The 17,095-nt window shown below is 67.6% G+C and carries 13 protein-coding genes; 7 read left to right on the top strand and 6 right to left on the bottom strand.

The window, feature by feature from the left end:
• Positions 1–23: 23 nt before the first annotated feature.
• A complete protein-coding gene (gene pabB, locus ACFXHA_RS39250; protein WP_379365436.1) occupies positions 24–2,144 on the bottom strand; it encodes an aminodeoxychorismate synthase in 2,121 nt (706 codons plus the stop codon).
• 116 nt (positions 2,145–2,260) lie between these two features.
• Between pabB and ACFXHA_RS39245 the strand changes: the two genes are divergently transcribed.
• Together ACFXHA_RS39245 and ACFXHA_RS39240 are read left to right on the top strand one after the other, a co-directional pair.
• Positions 2,261–3,325, top strand: a complete 1,065-nt coding sequence (locus ACFXHA_RS39245) for a phosphotransferase family protein (protein ID WP_379365658.1) — start codon at positions 2,261–2,263, stop codon at positions 3,323–3,325.
• A 79-nt stretch (positions 3,326–3,404) separates the two neighbouring features.
• Positions 3,405–3,983, top strand: coding sequence for a DinB family protein (locus ACFXHA_RS39240; RefSeq protein ID WP_379365434.1), 579 nt, complete (start codon positions 3,405–3,407; stop codon positions 3,981–3,983).
• Positions 3,984–4,004: 21 nt separating this feature from the next.
• On the opposite strand, the gene ACFXHA_RS39235 is transcribed toward ACFXHA_RS39240, so the two are convergent.
• Positions 4,005–5,192: a serine hydrolase domain-containing protein gene (locus tag ACFXHA_RS39235; RefSeq protein ID WP_379365432.1), complete on the bottom strand. Its 1,188-nt coding sequence runs from the start codon at positions 5,190–5,192 to the stop codon at positions 4,005–4,007.
• Positions 5,193–5,391: 199 nt separating this feature from the next.
• Between ACFXHA_RS39235 and ACFXHA_RS39230 the strand changes: the two genes are divergently transcribed.
• The 4 genes from ACFXHA_RS39230 to ACFXHA_RS39215 all read left to right on the top strand — a co-directional run bounded on the left by ACFXHA_RS39230 (position 5,392) and on the right by ACFXHA_RS39215 (position 8,842).
• A complete protein-coding gene (locus ACFXHA_RS39230; RefSeq protein ID WP_379365430.1) occupies positions 5,392–6,825 on the top strand; it encodes an amino acid permease in 1,434 nt (477 codons plus the stop codon).
• A 51-nt stretch (positions 6,826–6,876) separates the two neighbouring features.
• Complete coding sequence (locus ACFXHA_RS39225; RefSeq protein WP_379365428.1) at positions 6,877–7,692, top strand: serine hydrolase domain-containing protein; 816 nt, start codon at positions 6,877–6,879, stop codon at positions 7,690–7,692.
• A gap of 118 nt (positions 7,693–7,810) precedes the next feature.
• Positions 7,811–8,344, top strand: coding sequence for a DUF3145 domain-containing protein (locus ACFXHA_RS39220; protein WP_379365426.1), 534 nt, complete (start codon positions 7,811–7,813; stop codon positions 8,342–8,344).
• Between the two features lie 81 nt (positions 8,345–8,425).
• Positions 8,426–8,842 (top strand): hypothetical protein, encoded by a 417-nt coding sequence (locus tag ACFXHA_RS39215; protein WP_379365425.1) that lies wholly within the window; start codon positions 8,426–8,428, stop codon positions 8,840–8,842.
• Here ACFXHA_RS39215 and ACFXHA_RS39210 read toward each other — a convergent pair.
• Positions 8,831–11,083 (bottom strand): protein kinase, encoded by a 2,253-nt coding sequence (locus ACFXHA_RS39210; RefSeq protein WP_379365423.1) that lies wholly within the window; start codon positions 11,081–11,083, stop codon positions 8,831–8,833. The two genes, ACFXHA_RS39215 and ACFXHA_RS39210, sit on opposite strands and share 12 nt — an antisense overlap.
• Before the next feature lie 248 nt (positions 11,084–11,331).
• On the opposite strand from ACFXHA_RS39210, the gene ACFXHA_RS39205 reads away from it, so the two are divergent.
• Positions 11,332–12,723: an FAD-binding oxidoreductase gene (locus ACFXHA_RS39205; protein ID WP_379365421.1), complete on the top strand. Its 1,392-nt coding sequence runs from the start codon at positions 11,332–11,334 to the stop codon at positions 12,721–12,723.
• Between the two features lie 11 nt (positions 12,724–12,734).
• Here ACFXHA_RS39205 and dctA read toward each other — a convergent pair whose 3' ends face one another.
• The 3 genes from dctA to ACFXHA_RS39190 form a co-directional block, all read right to left on the bottom strand.
• Positions 12,735–14,090: a C4-dicarboxylate transporter DctA gene (gene dctA / locus ACFXHA_RS39200; protein WP_379365420.1), complete on the bottom strand. Its 1,356-nt coding sequence runs from the start codon at positions 14,088–14,090 to the stop codon at positions 12,735–12,737.
• A gap of 155 nt (positions 14,091–14,245) precedes the next feature.
• The gene (locus ACFXHA_RS39195; protein WP_379365418.1) at positions 14,246–15,676 is read right to left on the bottom strand and encodes an acyl-CoA carboxylase subunit beta; all 1,431 of its coding nucleotides are present in this window, start codon (positions 15,674–15,676) and stop codon (positions 14,246–14,248) included.
• A 165-nt stretch (positions 15,677–15,841) separates the two neighbouring features.
• A complete protein-coding gene (locus ACFXHA_RS39190) occupies positions 15,842–17,092 on the bottom strand; it encodes a KasA/KasB family beta-ketoacyl-ACP synthase (protein ID WP_379365416.1) in 1,251 nt (416 codons plus the stop codon).
• Between the last annotated feature and the right edge of the window lie 3 nt (positions 17,093–17,095).

The raw sequence follows: 17,095 nt of genomic DNA, 5'->3' as shown, positions 1-17,095 counted from the left end.
GAATGCCGCGAATGCGGGTGGAGCTACGCCTGAATCACCTGCGGCACCGGCCCGGCCAGACCGGGTAGGGCACGCAGGGCGGCGGCGGCTTTCCAGACCATTTCGCGATACTCCTCGGCCGGATCGGAATCCAGGACGATCGCGCCGCCCGCGCCCACTCGCCAGCGATCGTCGTGGCGGACGGCGGTGCGGATGACGATATTGAGATCGGCGGTGCCGCCCAGGCCGAGGAAGCCGATGGTGCCTGAATAGACGCCGCGCGCTTCGGTTTCCAGTGTGTCGATGATCTCGAGGGTGCGGAGTTTGGGGGCGCCGGTCATGGAGCCGCCGGGGAAGCAGGCGCGCAGACAGTCGATCACGGTCAGTTCGGGGCGCAGGCTGCCGCGCACCGTGGACACCAATTGGTGCAGCGTGGTGTACGTCTCGACCGCCATCAGGTGCGGCACATGCACCGAACCGATCTCGCAGACGCGACCCAGATCGTTGCGGAGCAGATCCACGATCATGAGATTCTCGGCGCGCGTTTTGGGATTGCGCGCCAATTCCGCTGCCAGCTCGGCATCCTCGGCCGGTGTGTGCCCGCGCGGTGCGGTGCCCTTGATCGGCTTGCTCTCCACCGTGCGGGAGCGATCCACCTTGAGGAAGCGCTCGGGCGAGGAAGAGGCCACCTCGAGGTCGGCGAAGCGCAGGAAGGCCGCGTACGGGGCCGGATTGCTGCGTCGCAGCGTGCGATACACGGTGAGGCCGTCGGCATCGCCCGGGGGACAGGCACTGTCGGTGATACAGATTTCGTAGGACTCGCCGGCGAGCAACTGCTCCCGGCACGCGGCGACATCGGCGAGATACCGATCTCGGCCGCGGGTCAGGAAGGGCGCGACCGTCGCCTCGTCCACATGCAAAGCCAGGGGCGGCGGGTTTTCCCAGGTCGGCAGCGTTTCCACGATCGCGCGGGTGGCGGCCAGCCAATCCTGGGCGGCGACAGGCGATTCCGGTTCGGACAGGGCCAGCAGATGGGTGCGGCCCGCCTCGTGATCGACCACGATCAGGCGGTCGGCGAAGATCCACTGTGCGTCGGGGGTGGGGGCGCGGTGCACCGCTCGCGCACCGCAGTCGGCCTTCATCTCGTAGCCGAGATAGCCGACATAGCCGCCGACGAAATCGAAAGGCACATCAGGGAAGTCGATCTCCCGGCGGCGTAGCTCACCCGATAGGTAATCGAGCACCCCACCCGGCACCTCGCGCCGACCGGCCGCGGACTCGACCTGCACCCGGCCACTCCCGACCCGGTATCGCACCACCTCGGCCAGCGGGCCCGAGGCGTCACCGAGGAAGGAGAAACGATCCAGGCCGGGTTCGACATGCTCACTGTCGAGCCAGAAGGCATGCGGAGACTCGGAATACAGGGCGTCGAAGATCGCCTCGGCGTCGACCGCCCGCTCTACGACAGTCTGGTCGACCCGGTAACGGACCGAGCTTCCCATCGTCATTCCGGCGTGCGCTCGGCCGGAATCCGCACTCGGGCGTCGGATTCCGGTCACAGGCACGCCGGAATGACGAGGTTGATGTTCGACGGTCAGGTCGGCGAAATTGCGCAGCAGCAGCTCGCCGTGCTCGCTGGAAATGGATTCCGGATGGAACTGCACGCCCCACTGCGGCCGGGTGCGGTGCCGGACCCCCATGACCACCCCGTCCGGCGCGGTCGCGGTGACCTCCAGTGCCTGCGGCAGCGGCCGCCCCGCGCACAGCGAGTGGTACCGCACCACCGAGAAGTCCTGGGGCACACCGGCGAACAGATCCTGTCCGTCATGGGTGATGCGATCCGGGTACCCGTGCCGGGCACGCGGCGCGGCGGTGACCGACCCGCCCGCTGCGATGACGATGCCCTGATGCCCCAGGCACACACCCAGCAACGGCAGTTCGGCCCGCGCGATCAGCTCGGCCGAGATGCCGAAATCGCGGGCAATGTCGGGTCGTCCGGGCCCGGGGGAGATGACGATGTTGTCGAACCGCTCGAGCCCCAACTCCTCGATCGACGCCACTTCGTCATTGCGCACGACGACAGGCTCGACCCCGTTCACCTGGCTGATCAGCTGATACAGGTTGTAGGTGAACGAGTCGTAGTTATCGATCAACAGGGTCCGCATTTGTCGAAGCACATTACGCCTGTGCCCGGGACACTCCGTGTTCCGACCTGCGCGAACGAGTCGCCCGCCACTACTGCGGGCGGACGCCTTCAGTTTCACCCGTGGCCTACGGCACAATGGGCGGCATGTCTGTCGCACAGCCGGTCGAAGTGGATCGTGACGTCGTCGATTTCGCGATCGTCGGGAAATGGATGGAGGCGCAGGGCTTGCCCGGCGGCGAGTTCGAGGAGGTGAAACCGCTCGGCGGCGGCACCCAGAACATCATGCTGCGCTTCCGTCGCGGCGGTCGCGACTATGTGCTGCGTCGTGGGCCCAAGCATCTGCGCTCGGCCAGCAACACCGTCATCCAGCGGGAGTCCCGCATTCTCGGCGCGCTCGGCGACACCGAGATTCGCGCCCCCAAGGTGATCGCCGCCTGCCCCGACGAGTCGGTCATCGGCGCGTCCTTCTACCTCATGGAACCGATCACCGGGTTCAACCCCCAGACCGAACTGCCCGCACTGCACGCGGGCGACGCCGAGATCCGGCGGCAGATGGGCCTGTCCGCCGTCGAGGCCATCGCGCGGCTCGGTTCGCTCGATCACGAGGCGCTGGGTCTGGCCGACTACGGCAAGCCCGAGGGCTTCCTGGAACGCCAGGTGCCGCGCTGGCTCAAGGAACTCGACTCCTACAGCGTCAACGAGGGCTACCCCGGACCCGAGATCCCGGGCGTCCAGCAGGTCGGCGACTGGCTCGACCGCAACCGCCCCGCCGACGCGAAACCCGGCATCCTGCACGGTGACTGCCACCTCGCCAACATGATGTTCTCCTTCGAGGGCCCCGAAGTGGTGGCCATGGTCGACTGGGAGATGTCCACCATCGGCGATCCGCTGCTGGATCTCGGCTGGCAGATCGCCACCCGGCCGGTGCCCGGCACCACCGGTGCGGCGCTGGTCGGCTCGCTGGGTGCGGTCGGCGGCCTGCCGACGGTCGAGGAGATGATCGAGCACTACGGCCGTTTCTCCGACCGCGATCTCAGCCACGTGAACTGGTATTCCGTGCTGGCCTGTTTCAAGCTGGGCATCGTGCTGGAAGGCACGCATGCCCGGGCCTGTGCGGGCAAGGCGCCCAAGCAGGTCGGCGATTTCCTGCATGCCATCACCCTCGAATTGTTCGAGAAGGCGCACAGCATCATGGAGTGAAGGCAACTTGTCGCCATCTTGGTGACGGTTGGCAGGATATTGGTGGCCGATAATCTAGCGCCAGATTAGGTTATCGGTCATGCCGATCGTTCCCGATGCCAAAGACTGGACCTGGGTGCTCGAACGTACCTGCGCCGATTGTGGATTCGTCCCGGAGGACACCGCTTTCGAGGCCGTGCCGGGAGTGACCCGCGACAGCGCCGCCCGCCTGGCCGCCGCTCTGGCGCGCCCCGATGCCGCCCGGCGCCCCGACGATTCGACCTGGTCGACCCTGGAATACGCGGCACACGTGCGCGACGTGTGCCGCATCTTCACCCACCGCCTCGACATCGCCCGCACCGGCGGTGCCCGGCCGGGTCCGGTCATCGCCGCCTACGACACCACGGTCACCGTGGGGGACAACGGGATTCCCATGTTCGCCAACTGGGACCAGGACGCCACCGCGCTCGCCGCCGACTACGCTGCCGCCGAAACCGCCACCGTCGCAGCGGAACTCGCCGACGCCGCCGAAACCGCAGCGCGCGCCTTCGAAGCCGTGCCGGTCGCCGAGCGGGACAATGCGGCGCTGCGCAGCAACGGATCCGCCTTCACCATCGACTCGATGGCGCGCTACTTCCTGCACGACCTCGTACACCACGTCCACGACGTGCGCGGCTGAACCCGCGTCAGTGGAAGCGCGTCACGCGCAGCGCAGCAGCGCCTCGCGCAGATTGCGGGAGCGGACATCGTCGAGCACCGCCATGCCCAGCCGGTTCATCACATAACCGAACCCGAGACCCGTTGCCGGATCGGCGAATCCGAACGAACCGCCGTAGCCGGTGGTGCCGTAGGCGCGCTTGTCGGTCCCGAACCGGAAGCTGCCCCGTGACTTCCGGAAGCCCAGGTGATAGCGGCTGGGTGTGAGCAGTACGAGGTCCCCGGCCGGTACATCTTCGGGAGTGTCGGCGGCCGCCAGTCGGTCGAGCAGCGCTTTGTCGATGGGTAGCTCGCCGGTCTGCTTGGCGGCCGCCCCGTACACCCGGGCCAGCGCGCTCGCGGTGCCGACACCACCCGCGGCCGGGCTCTCCACCGACAGGAACTCGCGCCGAGCGGCCCGCGCGGGCGCGCCGACCTGCGGGCTGTTGAGGGCACGGAAGGACAGCCCACGCTTGCCGTAGAGCTGAATTCCGATGCGCACCGGCAGATCTCGCTCGTAACGCAGGATATCGAGGCCCTCGGTGGCCGACAGCGTGGCCACCCGATCCATCGAAACCTCTTCCGGCAGACCGATATAGAACTCCGCGCCCAGCGGCCCGGCGATATCCTCGGCGAAGATCCGTCCCAGCGTCCGATGGTGCGGATCGACGCGCCGCAGCAGCTCGCCCTGATACAGCCCCGCCGTGATCGGGTGATAGCCCTGGCGGGTTCCCGGCCGCCACAACGGTTTCTGCTCGGCCAGCACCACCGCCATGCCGTCCAGATCGGCCATATCGGTGAGCCGGAACGGCCGATCCAGCGCAGCCAACCCCGCCTGATGATCCAGCAGTTGCCGTACGGTGATCGATTCCTTGCCGTGCGCGGCGAACTCCGGCCAGTGCAACGCCACCGGATCCTCGTAGTCCAGCAGCCCCGCCGACACCGCGGCGGCCATCGTGAACGCGGCCATCCCCTTGGTCGAGGACCACACCGGGGCCATGGTGTCGCGCTCCCACGGCACCTGACGCTTGCGATCGCGATGCCCGGCCCACAGCTGGACCACCGGCCGATCCCCGTCGAATACGGCCACCGCCGCACCGATCTCGCCGTGCCGGGTGAAATTGCGGCGGAACGCGTCGGCGACCGGACCGAAGCCGGAGTCCACCTCGCCGTGGATAACCTGCTCACTCATGATGCGTCGATGGTAGCCGGGGGCATCGGTCCCGCGTACCCCTGCGGCGCAGGTACGAGCCCTGCCATCCACCACGCGACGGCCGTGCGACCCAGCGCACAATGGGTCACGCCACCGCATTGCTGCGGCCTTGCGAATACCTTTCGACACGACCCTCCGATGGCCGGAATACGCCTCTGACCAGGTAGCGTGGCCGTACATGCCTGGACTCCAGCGGATTACCGCGTCATTGCTGCGGACCAAGCCCGTCGAACAGCTCGCCGCCGACGGCGAGCACACCGCACTGCGGCGCAGCATGGGCCTGATTCCGTTGATCGCGCTGTCGGTCGGCGCGACCCTCGGCACCGGTATCTTCGTGGTCCTCGGCGAGGCCGCCCCGCTGGCCGGGCCCGCCGTCGTCGTCTCCTTCGTGATCGCCGCCCTGGCCGCGCTGTTCTCGGCGCTCTCCTACGCCGAACTGGCCAGTGCCGTCCCGGTATCCGGCTCGGCCTACTCGTATACCTATGCGACGCTGGGTGAGATCGTGGCCTGGATCTGCGGGTGGTGCCTGCTGCTCGAGTACGGCGTCTCGGTGGCGGCGGTGGCCGTCGGGTGGGGTGCCTACCTCAACGAGTTCCTCGGCTCGACCGTCGGCTGGCGGATTCCGGACGTGCTGGCGCAGCCGCCGGGCGCGGGCGGCGTGTTCAACCTGCCCGCGGCCATCGTGGTGCTGCTCGCGACCGTGGTGCTGCTCGGCGGCGTTCGCGAGAGCGCGCGCGTCACCACCGTCACCACCACGATCAAGATCGCGGTGCTGATCTTCTTCGTCTGCGTGGCGGTCACCGCGTTCGACTCCTCGAATCTGCACCCCTTCTCGCCCTACGGCGTCTCCGGTGTCGGCGCGGCCGCCTCCATGGTGTTCTTCTCCTTCATCGGCTTCGACGCCGCCTCCACCGCCGGCGAGGAGGCCAAGAACCCGCAGCGAGATCTGCCGCGCGCCATCATCATTTCGCTCGGCATCGTCACCCTGATGTACGTGCTGGTGGCGCTGACCGCCGTCGGCGCGGTCGGCGTCGACAATGTGAGCAGCTCCGGCGCGTCCCTCGCGACCGTGCTCGAAACGGTCACCGGACGCGGCTGGCCCGCCACCATCCTGGCGGGCGGCGCGATCATCGCCATCGCCTCGGTGGTGCTGACCGTGCTCTACGGACAGACCCGCATCCTGGTCGCCATGTCCCGCGACGGGCTCATGCCGCCGGTGCTCTCCCGCGTCGGCAAGCAGCGGGTGCCGACGGTCAACACGCTCATCGTCGGCGGCGTGGTGGCGGTGCTCTCGGCGCTGGTGCCGCTCGGCGAACTCGTGAACGCCACCAATATCGGCACCCTGGTGTCGTTCGGGCTGGTCAATATCGGTGTGCTGGTGCTGCGCCGCACCAAGCCCGACCTGCCGCGTTCCTTCCGCACCCTGGTGCCGCTGGTGCCGGTGATCGGCGTCGCCATGTGCGTGTGGCTGCTCATCCACCTGCCCGGCGTCACCTGGCTGGCCTTCACCCTGTGGTCGGCGGTCGGCCTGGTCGTCTACTTCGGCTACGGCCGCCGCCGGTCGCTGCTGGACCGGAGCGCGAAAGCCGCAGCGCCCGAAATATATTCGTAGCTGCCCCGGAGGGTGGCGCGGGGGAAGATCGCGCACACGTAGGCTCGTCGTGTGCGAGCGCTGGAGCAGATTGAACGGTGGCCGGTCCGGAACGCGGCGGCGGGCGTTGTCGTGCGCGGCAAGGGCGTGGTGGACACCGAGGGCGATACCGCGAAGGTGTTTCCTCTCGCCTCGGTGACCAAACCGCTTGTGGCGTACGGGGTTCTGGTGGCCGTCGAGGAAGGGGCCATCGAGCTGGACCAGCCCGCCGGGCCGCCCGGATCGACGGTGCGGCATCTGCTGGCCCACGCCTCCGGGCTGGCCTTCGACTCCGCCGAGGTGCTGGCGCAGCCGGGCGCAAAGCGCATCTATTCCAGCGCCGGATTCGAGGTGCTCGCGGATTTCGTTGCCGCCCAAACCGGTATCCCGTTCAACGTTTACCTGCAGGAGGCGGTGTTCGAGCCGCTGGGTATGACCGCGTCGGTGCTGGCGGGTCCGGCCGGGCATGCGGGCCGATCCTCTGTCGCAGATCTCCTGCGGTTCGCTGACGAATTGCTGAATCCGGTGGTCGTCAGTGCGGAATTGGTTTCCGAAGCAAGCACAGTGCAATTCCCGGATCGCAATGGCGTCCTGCCGGGATACGGGTCGCAGCGTCCCAATGACTGGGGTCTCGGTTTCGAAATCCGTGACCACAAGGTGCCGCACTGGACGGGTACCGCTAACTCGCCCCGGACTTTCGGGCACTTCGGGCAGTCCGGGACATTTCTCTGGGTCGATCCGGAAGTCGGCATGGCGTGTCTCGCGCTGGCGGACGAAAATTTCGGGGACTGGGCCCGGGTGGCGTGGCCACCCCTCAGTGACGCCGTAATCGTGGAGTTTGAGCGGTAGCCGACACGGGCAATAAGTAACACACGCAACATCGGGCACTCCAGTAAACTCGGGCAACGCCGAGCATCGAGACGGGCCGTTGGGGAAGACGTCCCTCGTCGAGCCGGAGGTGTCAGTGGTGCGTGCGTCTAGTCAGTTCGCGGAGTCGACGTCTGGAGTCGTCTATGTCCATTCGTCGCCGGCCGCGCTGTGCCCACATATCGAATGGGCGCTGACCTCCACCCTCAAAGCCCCTGCGAAACTCCGGTGGACCGCGCAACCGGCGGATCCCGGAAATTTGCGTGCCACCACCGATTGGTACGGCCCGGTCGGTACCGGTGGCAGATTAGCTAGAGCATTGCGAGATTGGCCCGTCCTGTATTTCGAGGTCACCGAGGAACCCAGTGAGGGCGTCGACGGCGAACGCTTCTCCTTCGTCCCCGGCCTCGGCCTGTGGAACTGCGTCACCAGCGCCAGCGGCGATCTCGTCGTCGGCGAGAACCGGCTGCGCGCCATCGTCGCCGAGGCCCGCGCCCACGGCCGCTCCTCCGCCACCGAGATCGCCGCCGAGATCGACCGCGCCCTCGGCACCGCCTGGGACGACATCCTCGAGCCCTACCGCCTCGGCGGCGACGGCGCGGAAGTCACCTGGCTGCGCCGCGACGTCGGCTGACCGACCACGCGTGGCATCCCTCGCGATCGCCGCGAACCGGGCAGAATGCCCAGGGGAGCGACAGTCGACGAGGAGGATTTCGTGCGGACCACAGCGAAGATCGCGGGCGCGACCCTGGCCATCACAGCGGCCCTGGCCCTGACCGCCTGCAACGACAGCACCTCCACCGCGGCCGTCGGCAGCACCACCCCGAAGCCCGCCGCCCCCACCTCCGCGGCCGCCTTCCCGGCCGCCGGCCACCAGGCCGTCCAATGCGGCACCGGCCCTTGGGGCTTGGCCGTCGTAGCCTCCACCGCCCACGGCGACGACTTCTGCCCCACCGCCCTCTCCGTCGTGACCGCCTACGCCGACGAACGCGGCAAACAATCCTCCGGCGACATCGCCGTCACCATCGACACCATCCGCTGGGTCTGCGGCCAACGCCAAGGCGACCCCAACCCCTACCAGGAATGCTCGAGCCAGAACGAATCCGCCGACAAGGTTCGGCTACTGTCTTGACGTGCGGCGGAGCTCGAGCACACTGACCGCGGCGATGGCCACCAACGTGATCATGGACAGGACGGGCATCGCCACACTCCAGAGCTCGGCGGTAGTGCGGCTCTGCGACCTCGCCTGGGCGATGAGCAGGGTGCCGATCACGGATTCCCCGGCCACATAACCGATGGTGAGCAGGCCGGCTGGCCATCGCGGATGCACGGCCGACAGCAAGACCGGTGCCAGGGCCAGCATCGCGGCGGTCGCGAACTGCCAGTAGAAGTCCACCCGGGTGATCGGCGAGCCGATGACCGACCGCAGCAGCACCGCAGTCAGGGAAGCGCAGCCCACACCAGCCAGGACAGCGGTCGCGGTCGCAAATCGTCCTCTTGGCCAATGGAATTCGAATCGTGTGCCCTCCAATAGCAGCGCCGCCACCGCCAGTACCGTTGCCAGGCATAGGAACAGATGGCCGTTGAGCGCGAAGTGAGCACCGGTGGAAACATCGAACATCGGTCGTTCCCGCGTGATCCAGCCCTCCAGCCGAGCGATGACCGCTACACCCCACAGGCTCGTCGCCGCGAACCCGGCCAGCAAAGCCTGCGTGATCTGCCGGCGCGGCTGAACGAGGAAAGTCAGCAGCCCCACTGCGGCCGACACGAACGTGAGCACCGCGAGATACAGGTCGCCACCGGAGACCAGATCGCCGAAAGGCAAGAACGTGAGACCCGAGGAGGTCGAATCGGCAAACGGCATGTGCCCGCTGTCCAGCATCACACCGCCGGCCACGAAGGCAGAGACGCCGGATAACCCGGTCACGACGGTGGCGAGCTTGCCCCGCCGGCGTCCACGACCAGCCGCCCCGACATCCACTCGCTTGCTCGTATCCGGCTGTGTCCCAGAAGTTCCCGATGAATCAGCCCCAACAGTTCCTGCTGAAGGATCCGGTGTCCGACCGGGCGTGGATGCTTCGGGACCACGCGGCCCGGTGGCACTCGCCCACGAACCGCCTTGCGGTGCATGATCCGGCGGTCCGGCGGGCCCCGGACTCGGCGATGACTTGTCGCGGGGCTGCCGGACGGTAGGCAGGCGGGGGCTGTCCATGGTGGATGCGCCGCCGAGAACTTCGCGGGCGGCGGACGCTACGGCTGGAACATCGCTGATCGCTATATCCCGCAGGGCGTTTCGCGCCGAGTCGGCGCGAACCTTATCGCTGGACGACAGAATGGTACCCAGGGCGTGTACCGCCCCCTGGCGAATTTCGGGGTGTGGGCTGTCGAGGGCGGTGCGGATCGAGTCCGGTAGATCTGCGTCGGGCGCAGTGTTCGGTGAATCCGCAGCGGGAAGGGTCTCGATGAATTCTTGGCGGGGCGGGGCGGCGAGAGTCGGTGCGGTGCGTGGGTTTCCGCGATCGGCGTGGGCGCGGCCCGCGTCGGCCAGTACTCGGGTGGCGGCGTCGGCGAGGGCGGTGCAGGTCGGGTAGCGGTCGTCCGGGTTCTTGGCCATGGCGATGGCGATCACGTCGTTGAGGCCGGGCGGTAGGGCGGGGTTGGTGTCGGTTGGGCGGGGTGGGGGAGCGGTCAGGTGGGCGGCGAGGACGGCGGCCTGGTCGGTGCGGGGGAAAGGTTGTGTGGCGGTGAGTAGTTCGTAGAGGGTGCAGCCGAGGGAGTAGATGTCGGCGCGGTGGTCGGCGGTGGTGCCGTGGAAGCGTTCGGGGGCGGCGTAGGCGAAGGTGGCGGCCGTGCCGGTGAGGGTGAGGGTGTCGTCGAGGGCGCGGGCGATGCCGAAATCCGTGAGCAGGGCGCGGTCTCGGTGGGGTGTGCTGCGGTCGAGGAGGATGTTGCCCGGCTTCACGTCGCGGTGCAGGACGCCGTGCTGGTGCGCGTAGTCGAGGCCGTGGGCCGCATCGGTGAGAATGCGCACCGCTTCGTCGGGGGCGAGCGGACCGCCGCGTTCGGCCATCCGCTGCGCCACATCACCGCCGGACACGAATTTCATGGAGATCCAAGGACTTTCGGCCTCGGAGTCCGCGCGGTCGTAGATAGCCACGATGTTCGGATGCTCCAGCCGTGCCGCCAGCGCCGCCTCCCGCTCGAACCGGGCCCGCCCGCGCGGGTCGGCGGCGATCAAGTCCCCCAGCACCTTCAACGCAACCAGTCGATTCAGCCGCGGATTACGCGCCAGATAGACGACCCCCATACCCCCGTTGCCGAGCACCCGCTCGATGGTGAACCCCGCGAACTCCGCCCCCGGTTCGAGCCGCATACCGCTGCCTCCGCCACATCCCCAATGCCAGCCAGGCAACCATACGCCCGGGTCCGATCGGTCGCCCGGCGAATCGGATGAGCGCACCCGCCGCGCCCCGGGAATGAACCGCACGCCGCTCGCCTGCGTAACGACTGGAACGCGGCACGACACCGAGGGGCGGTCGATAGGGCGAACGACCGATGTGCCGGTACGCCGCGCAGCTCACCCTGGATTCGCCCGGGAAACGAATACCGAAGGAGCCGACCATGACCACAGCCCGCATCGACATCGAAGGATTGCGCGCCGCCGTCGACGGGGAGGTGATCACCCCTGAAGACCCGGAATACCAAGCGGCACGCCAGGTTTGGAACGGCTGTTTCGACCGTCTCCCGGCGGCGATCGTCCGCCCGTCGAGCGCGGCCGGAGTGGCGGCGGCGGTGCGGGCCGCCCGTGCCCAGGGCCTGGATCTGACCGTCCGAGGCGGCGGCCACAACTACGCCGGTCATGCGGTCGCCGACGACGCCGTGATGATCGACCTGCGGGTGTTGAACACCGTCACCGTCGACCCGGAAGCCAAGCTCGCCCACTGCGGCGGCGGGGCCCTATGGGCCGACGTCGACGCCGCCACCACCGCGCACGGCCTCGCCTTCACCGGCGGGTTCATCAGCCACACCGGCATCGGCGGCCTCACCCTCGGCGGCGGGATGGGCTGGCTCACCATGCGGTACGGCCTGAGCTGCGACAACCTGGCCGCGGCCGAAGTCGTCACTGCCGACGGCCGCATCGTCACCGCCTCGGCGGAGGAGAACGCCGACCTGTACTGGGGATTGCGCGGCGGCGGAGGCAACTTCGGCATCGTCACCCGATTCAGCTTCACCCTGCACGAACTCTCACCGCTTGCCCAACTGGCGATGCTGTGGTGGACGCCCGATGCCGGCGCCGAGGGTCTCGCGGCCGGACGCGCACTCATCGAATCCCTGCCCGAGGGCTATTGCGCCGCCGTGTTCGCCGTCTGCGGCCCACCGGCCCCGTTCGTTCCCGAGCAGTATCAGGGACAACCGGGATTCGCGGTCGGCATAGCGGGTTTCGGTGCGCCCGACGAGCTCGAGGCGGTGCTGAAACCGCTGCGTGACGCCGCCCCCGCCCCCGCCTGGGAACTGGTCACCCCCATCCCGTACACCGCCCTGCAGCAGATGTTCGACGAGGCTGCCCCGCACGGGTTCTACGCGTACGAGAAGGCCCTCTATGTCGACGATCTGACCGATGACGTGCTGGCCCCGATCATCGCCCGCTACCCGCTGCGCAACTCCCCGCTGACCATCGTCCCGATCTTCCCGCTGCGCGGCCGCTACAGCGAAATCGGCGACGGTGAAACAGCTTTCAGCGGCCCCCGGAACCCCTGCTGGGTGATCAACATCAGCGCCATGACCCCCGACCCCACCGGCTTCTCCACCGAACGCCAGTGGGTCCGCGACCTCTGGGACGAGCTGCGCCCCCACGCGAACTCCGCCGCCACCTACGTCAACTTCCTGGCCGACAACGACCCGGACCGCCTGCGAGAGTCGTACGGCGACAAGTACTCCCGCCTCGCAGCGCTCAAATCCACCTGGGACCCCGACAACGTCTTCCGCCACAACGCGAACATCTCCCCGGCCTGACGCCGGGCCCCTCACACCCGGGCCGTCTCCGCCATCGGGTCCGGGTCCGCGAGCGGTTCCACCGGCTGCCTGTCCAGCACCCGCGCGAGCCGCTCGCCATCCAACTGCCCCTCCCACCTGGCGACCACCAGCGTGGCGACACAGTTGCCGAGCAGGTTCACCGTCACCCGCATGGAATCCATCAGCCGATCCGCACCCAGCAGAATCGCCACCGCCGCAACAGGAATCGAGCCGTGGCCGATGGCGCTGACCGTCGCGGACAGGGCGAGGAAGGAAGAGCCCGGAACGCCCGCCATGCCCTTGGAGGTCAGCATGAGTGCGAGCAGCGCCGTGATCTGCTCGCCGACGCTCAGATTCACGTCCAGCGCCTGCGCCAGGAAGAGCACGCAGATCGCCAGATAGAGCGTCGCACCGTCCAGATTGAACGAATACCCGGTCGGCACAACCAATCCCGTCGTCGCCCGCGAGCAGCCCGCATCGACCAGCTTGGTCATGATGCGCGGCAGCACCACCTCGGTCGACGCCGTGCCCAGCGCGACGAACAGCTCATCCTTGATGTAGCGCACGAACTTCCACAGGCTCGCACCCGCGAAGATCCGGGTGATCGCCGCCAGCACCAGAATGAACAACACCGCCGCCCCATAGCAGCAGGCGATCAATTTCCCATACGTCCCAAGGGCTTTCAGCCCGTACTGCCCGATGATGTACGCCATGGCCCCGAACGCGCCCAGCGGCGACAGCCGCATGATCCAGCCGATCACGATGAACAGGATCCGGCTCACATGATCGATGGCCTCCAGCACCACCGGCGGCCCGTTCTCCCCGAACTTTGCCAGCGCCAGCCCGAACAGCACCGACACGAACAGCACCTGCAACAGCTTGTTCTCCGCGAACGCCGAAACCAGTGATGTCGGAATGACATTCAGCAGAAAGTCGACCGTATGCGGCAACTCCGCCTTCTGCGTCGTCTTCGCGATCTGATCGGCCCCGGTCGCCAGCGTCTGCGCATCGATACTGAACCCGGCCCCTGGCTTCACCAGATTCCCCACCAGCAACCCGAACAGCAACGCGAACGTGGTCACCACCTCGAAGTAGATCAGCGCCTTGACCCCGATCCGCCCCACCGACCGCAGATTCCCCACATGCGCGATCCCCAGCACCACCGTGCAGAACACGATCGGCGCGATCACCATCTTGATCAGCTTGATGAACCCGTCCCCCAACGGTTTCAGATCCGTCCCGAGCTGCGGCCAGAACTTGCCGACGACGATCCCCGCGACCACCGCCACCAGCAACTGCACGAACATGGACCGATACCAGGCCGTGCGCGGGACCGCCACCGCATCGGCTTCGAGCGTCTCTGACATGCCCGCACGCTAGAAACACCCGGTATCAACGCCGTATCCCATGCGTATCGCCGAAATTTCGTAAGTTTTGTACACGGCCGCCGTGCCCGATGCCTCCGAACACAAAAACGGGCGGCCTCCGAAGAGGCCGCCCGATGTTGTTGCCGCGTAACCGATTACAGCGGGATGTTCTTGTTGTGCTGCGGGCGGGCCGGGGCCGCCGCGAGCGCCGCCGCGATGGTCGAGCGGGTCTTGGCCGGGTCGACGACCTGGTCCACGACGCCGATGGCGATGGCGCGCTCGACGCCACCCGCGATCCGCTCGTGCTCCTCGGTCAGCCGCTCGATCAGGGCCTCGCGTTCCTCCTCCGGGGCGGCCGCGATGGCCTTCTTGTGCAGGATGCCGACCGCGGCCTTGGCGCCCATGACGGCGACTTCGGAACCGGGCCAGGCGTATACGGCCGTCGCGCCCAGCGAGCGGGCGTTCATGGCGATGTAGGCGCCGCCGTAGATCTTGCGGGTCACCAGGGTGACGCGGGGGACGCGGGCCTCGGCGAAGGCGTGCAGCAGCTTCGCGCCGCGGCGCACCACGCCCTCGAGCTCCTGCGAGACACCGGGCAGGTAGCCGGGCACGTCGGTGACGACGATCAGCGGGATGCCGAAGGCGTTGCACAGGCGCACGAAACGCGAAGCCTTCTCGGCACTTTCGGAGTTGAGGCAGCCACCCAGGCGGATCGGGTTGTTGGCCAGCACGCCGACGGTGCGACCGCCGAGGCGGCCGATGCCGACCACCATGGAGCGGGCGTAACCGCCCTGCAGCTCCTCGAAAGAGCTTTCGCCGTCGACATTGTCGAGCAGCTCGTTGATGATCGGCTTGACGTCGTAGGCGCGCTTGGCCGACGGCGGCATCATGGCCTTGAGGTCCACATCGCCGTGTGCGGCGGCGGCCAGGTCGAATTCACCCTGCTCGGCGAACATCGAGACCAGGCGGCGCGCACGGTGCATGGCGTCCTGCTCGTCATCGGCCATGATGTGGCAGACGCCGGACTTCTTGCCGTGGGTGACCGGGCCGCCGAGGGTCTCCATGTCGACGTTCTCACCGGTGACACTGCGGACCACGTCCGGGCCGGTGACGAAGACACGGCCCTGCGGGGCCATGATCACGATGTCGGTCAACGCGGGACCGTAGGCGGCGCCACCGGCGGCGAAGCCGAGCACCACGGAAATCTGGGGGACCTGACCGGACGCGCGAACCATGGCCTCGAAGACCAGTCCGACGGCGTGCAGCGCCTCGACGCCTTCGGCCAGGCGAGCGCCACCCGAATGCCACAGGCCCACAACGGGAACCTTGGAATCGATGGCGGTGTCGATCGCGTCGACGATGTGCTTGCAACCCTCGACGCCCATGGCGCCGCCCATCACGGTCGCGTCGGAGCAGTAGGCCACGGTACGAACGCCGTCGATCTCACCGATCGCGGCCAGCACACCGGACTTGTCGCGCGGGTGTAGCGGGAGAACCGTTCCGGGATCGAAGAAGCGCTGCAACCGACCCAGCGGGTCACGGGGATCGGTAGTGGTATCCGCATGCGCGGGAGCCATGATGGTCATCGCAAACTCTCCTATTAAAGGGAAGCGCGGTCGCTGAGAGCGGCTGCTGATGTCGTTTGTCCCCGGCGGGGGGATTCGGATGCGGGGTTGCCGAATCCGAATCCCCTACCGGGTGTTCGTCTTACTGACCGGTTCTAGAAGTGCGCGGTTCTTCTTAGTTGCGCGTCAGTACCGGCCGAAGGCGAGCGCGACATTGTGCCCACCGAAACCGAAAGAGTTGTTGATCGCGTACTGAATGTCCTGCTGACGCGCTGCGCCGTGCACGACATCCAGATCGATCGCCGGATCCAGGTTCTCGAGGTTCAGCGTCGGAGGGACGATGCCGTCCCGGATGCTGAGGACCGTGAGAATCGACTCGAGAGCGCCGACGGCGCCGATCGAGTGGCCCAGGGCCGACTTGGGTGCATAGATCGAGGCGTGGTTGACGCCCGCCTTGTGAATCGCGTTGGCCTCCGCGGTGTCACCCACGGGGGTGGCAGTCGCGTGAGCGTTGACGTGGGTGACGTCCTTGGCGGACAACCCGGCGGTCTGCATCGCGCGCTGCATGGCGCGAGCCGCACCACTGCCCTCCGGATCGGGAGCCACCAGGTGGAACCCGTCGGAAGTGATACCCGCACCCATGAGCCGGGCGTGGATCGTGGCACCACGAGCCTTGGCGTGCTCCTCGGTCTCGATGACCATGAGCGCACCCGCTTCGCCGAAGACGAAGCCGTCGCGATCCTTGTCGAAGGGGCGCGAGGCACCCTTCGGGTTGTCGTTACGGGTCGACATGGCCCGCATCATGGAGAAAGCGGCGATCGGCACCGAGTCGATGAAGCCCTCGACACCGCCGGTCACCATGATGTCGGCGTCGCCCATGACGATCATCCGCCACGCGTTGGCGATGGCCTCCGAACCCGACGAACACGCCGAGACCGGAGTGATCACGCCCGCACGGGCCTTGAGTTCGAGACCGACGACGGCGGACGGGCCGTTCGGCATGACCATCTGAACAGCCAGCGGCGAAATCTTGCGATAGCCACCGTTCTTCAGCTTGTCCACCGAATCGATGAGCGCGTCGCCGCCGCCGAGACCGGTGCCGATGGCCACACCCAGCCGCAGCGGGTCAACCTCGGGCGAGCCGGCGTTCTTCCACACCTCGCGACCGAGGACGGTCGCCAGACGCTCGACATACGCCATGCGTCGGATCTCGACCCGATCGAGCAGCGTGTCCGGCGACACCTTCAGGTGGCCGCCGATTCGAACCGGAAGGTCGTACTCCGCAATGAAGTCGTCCTCGAGAGTGTCGATGCCGCTCTCGCCATTGAGGAGGCCCTTCCACGTCGCATCGACGTCACCGGCGATCGACGTGGTCGCCGCCATGCTCGTTACGACGACGTTGGGAAAGTTCCCGTTCAAGGTGGAAGGAGTGGTCACGGT

It is taken from the genome of Nocardia sp. NPDC059240 (assembly GCF_042753865.1).
GTDB lineage: Bacteria > Actinomycetota > Actinomycetes > Mycobacteriales > Mycobacteriaceae > Nocardia.
The sequence above is the reverse complement of the archived record's forward strand: the minus strand, read 5'-3'. Positions and strand labels throughout refer to the sequence as shown.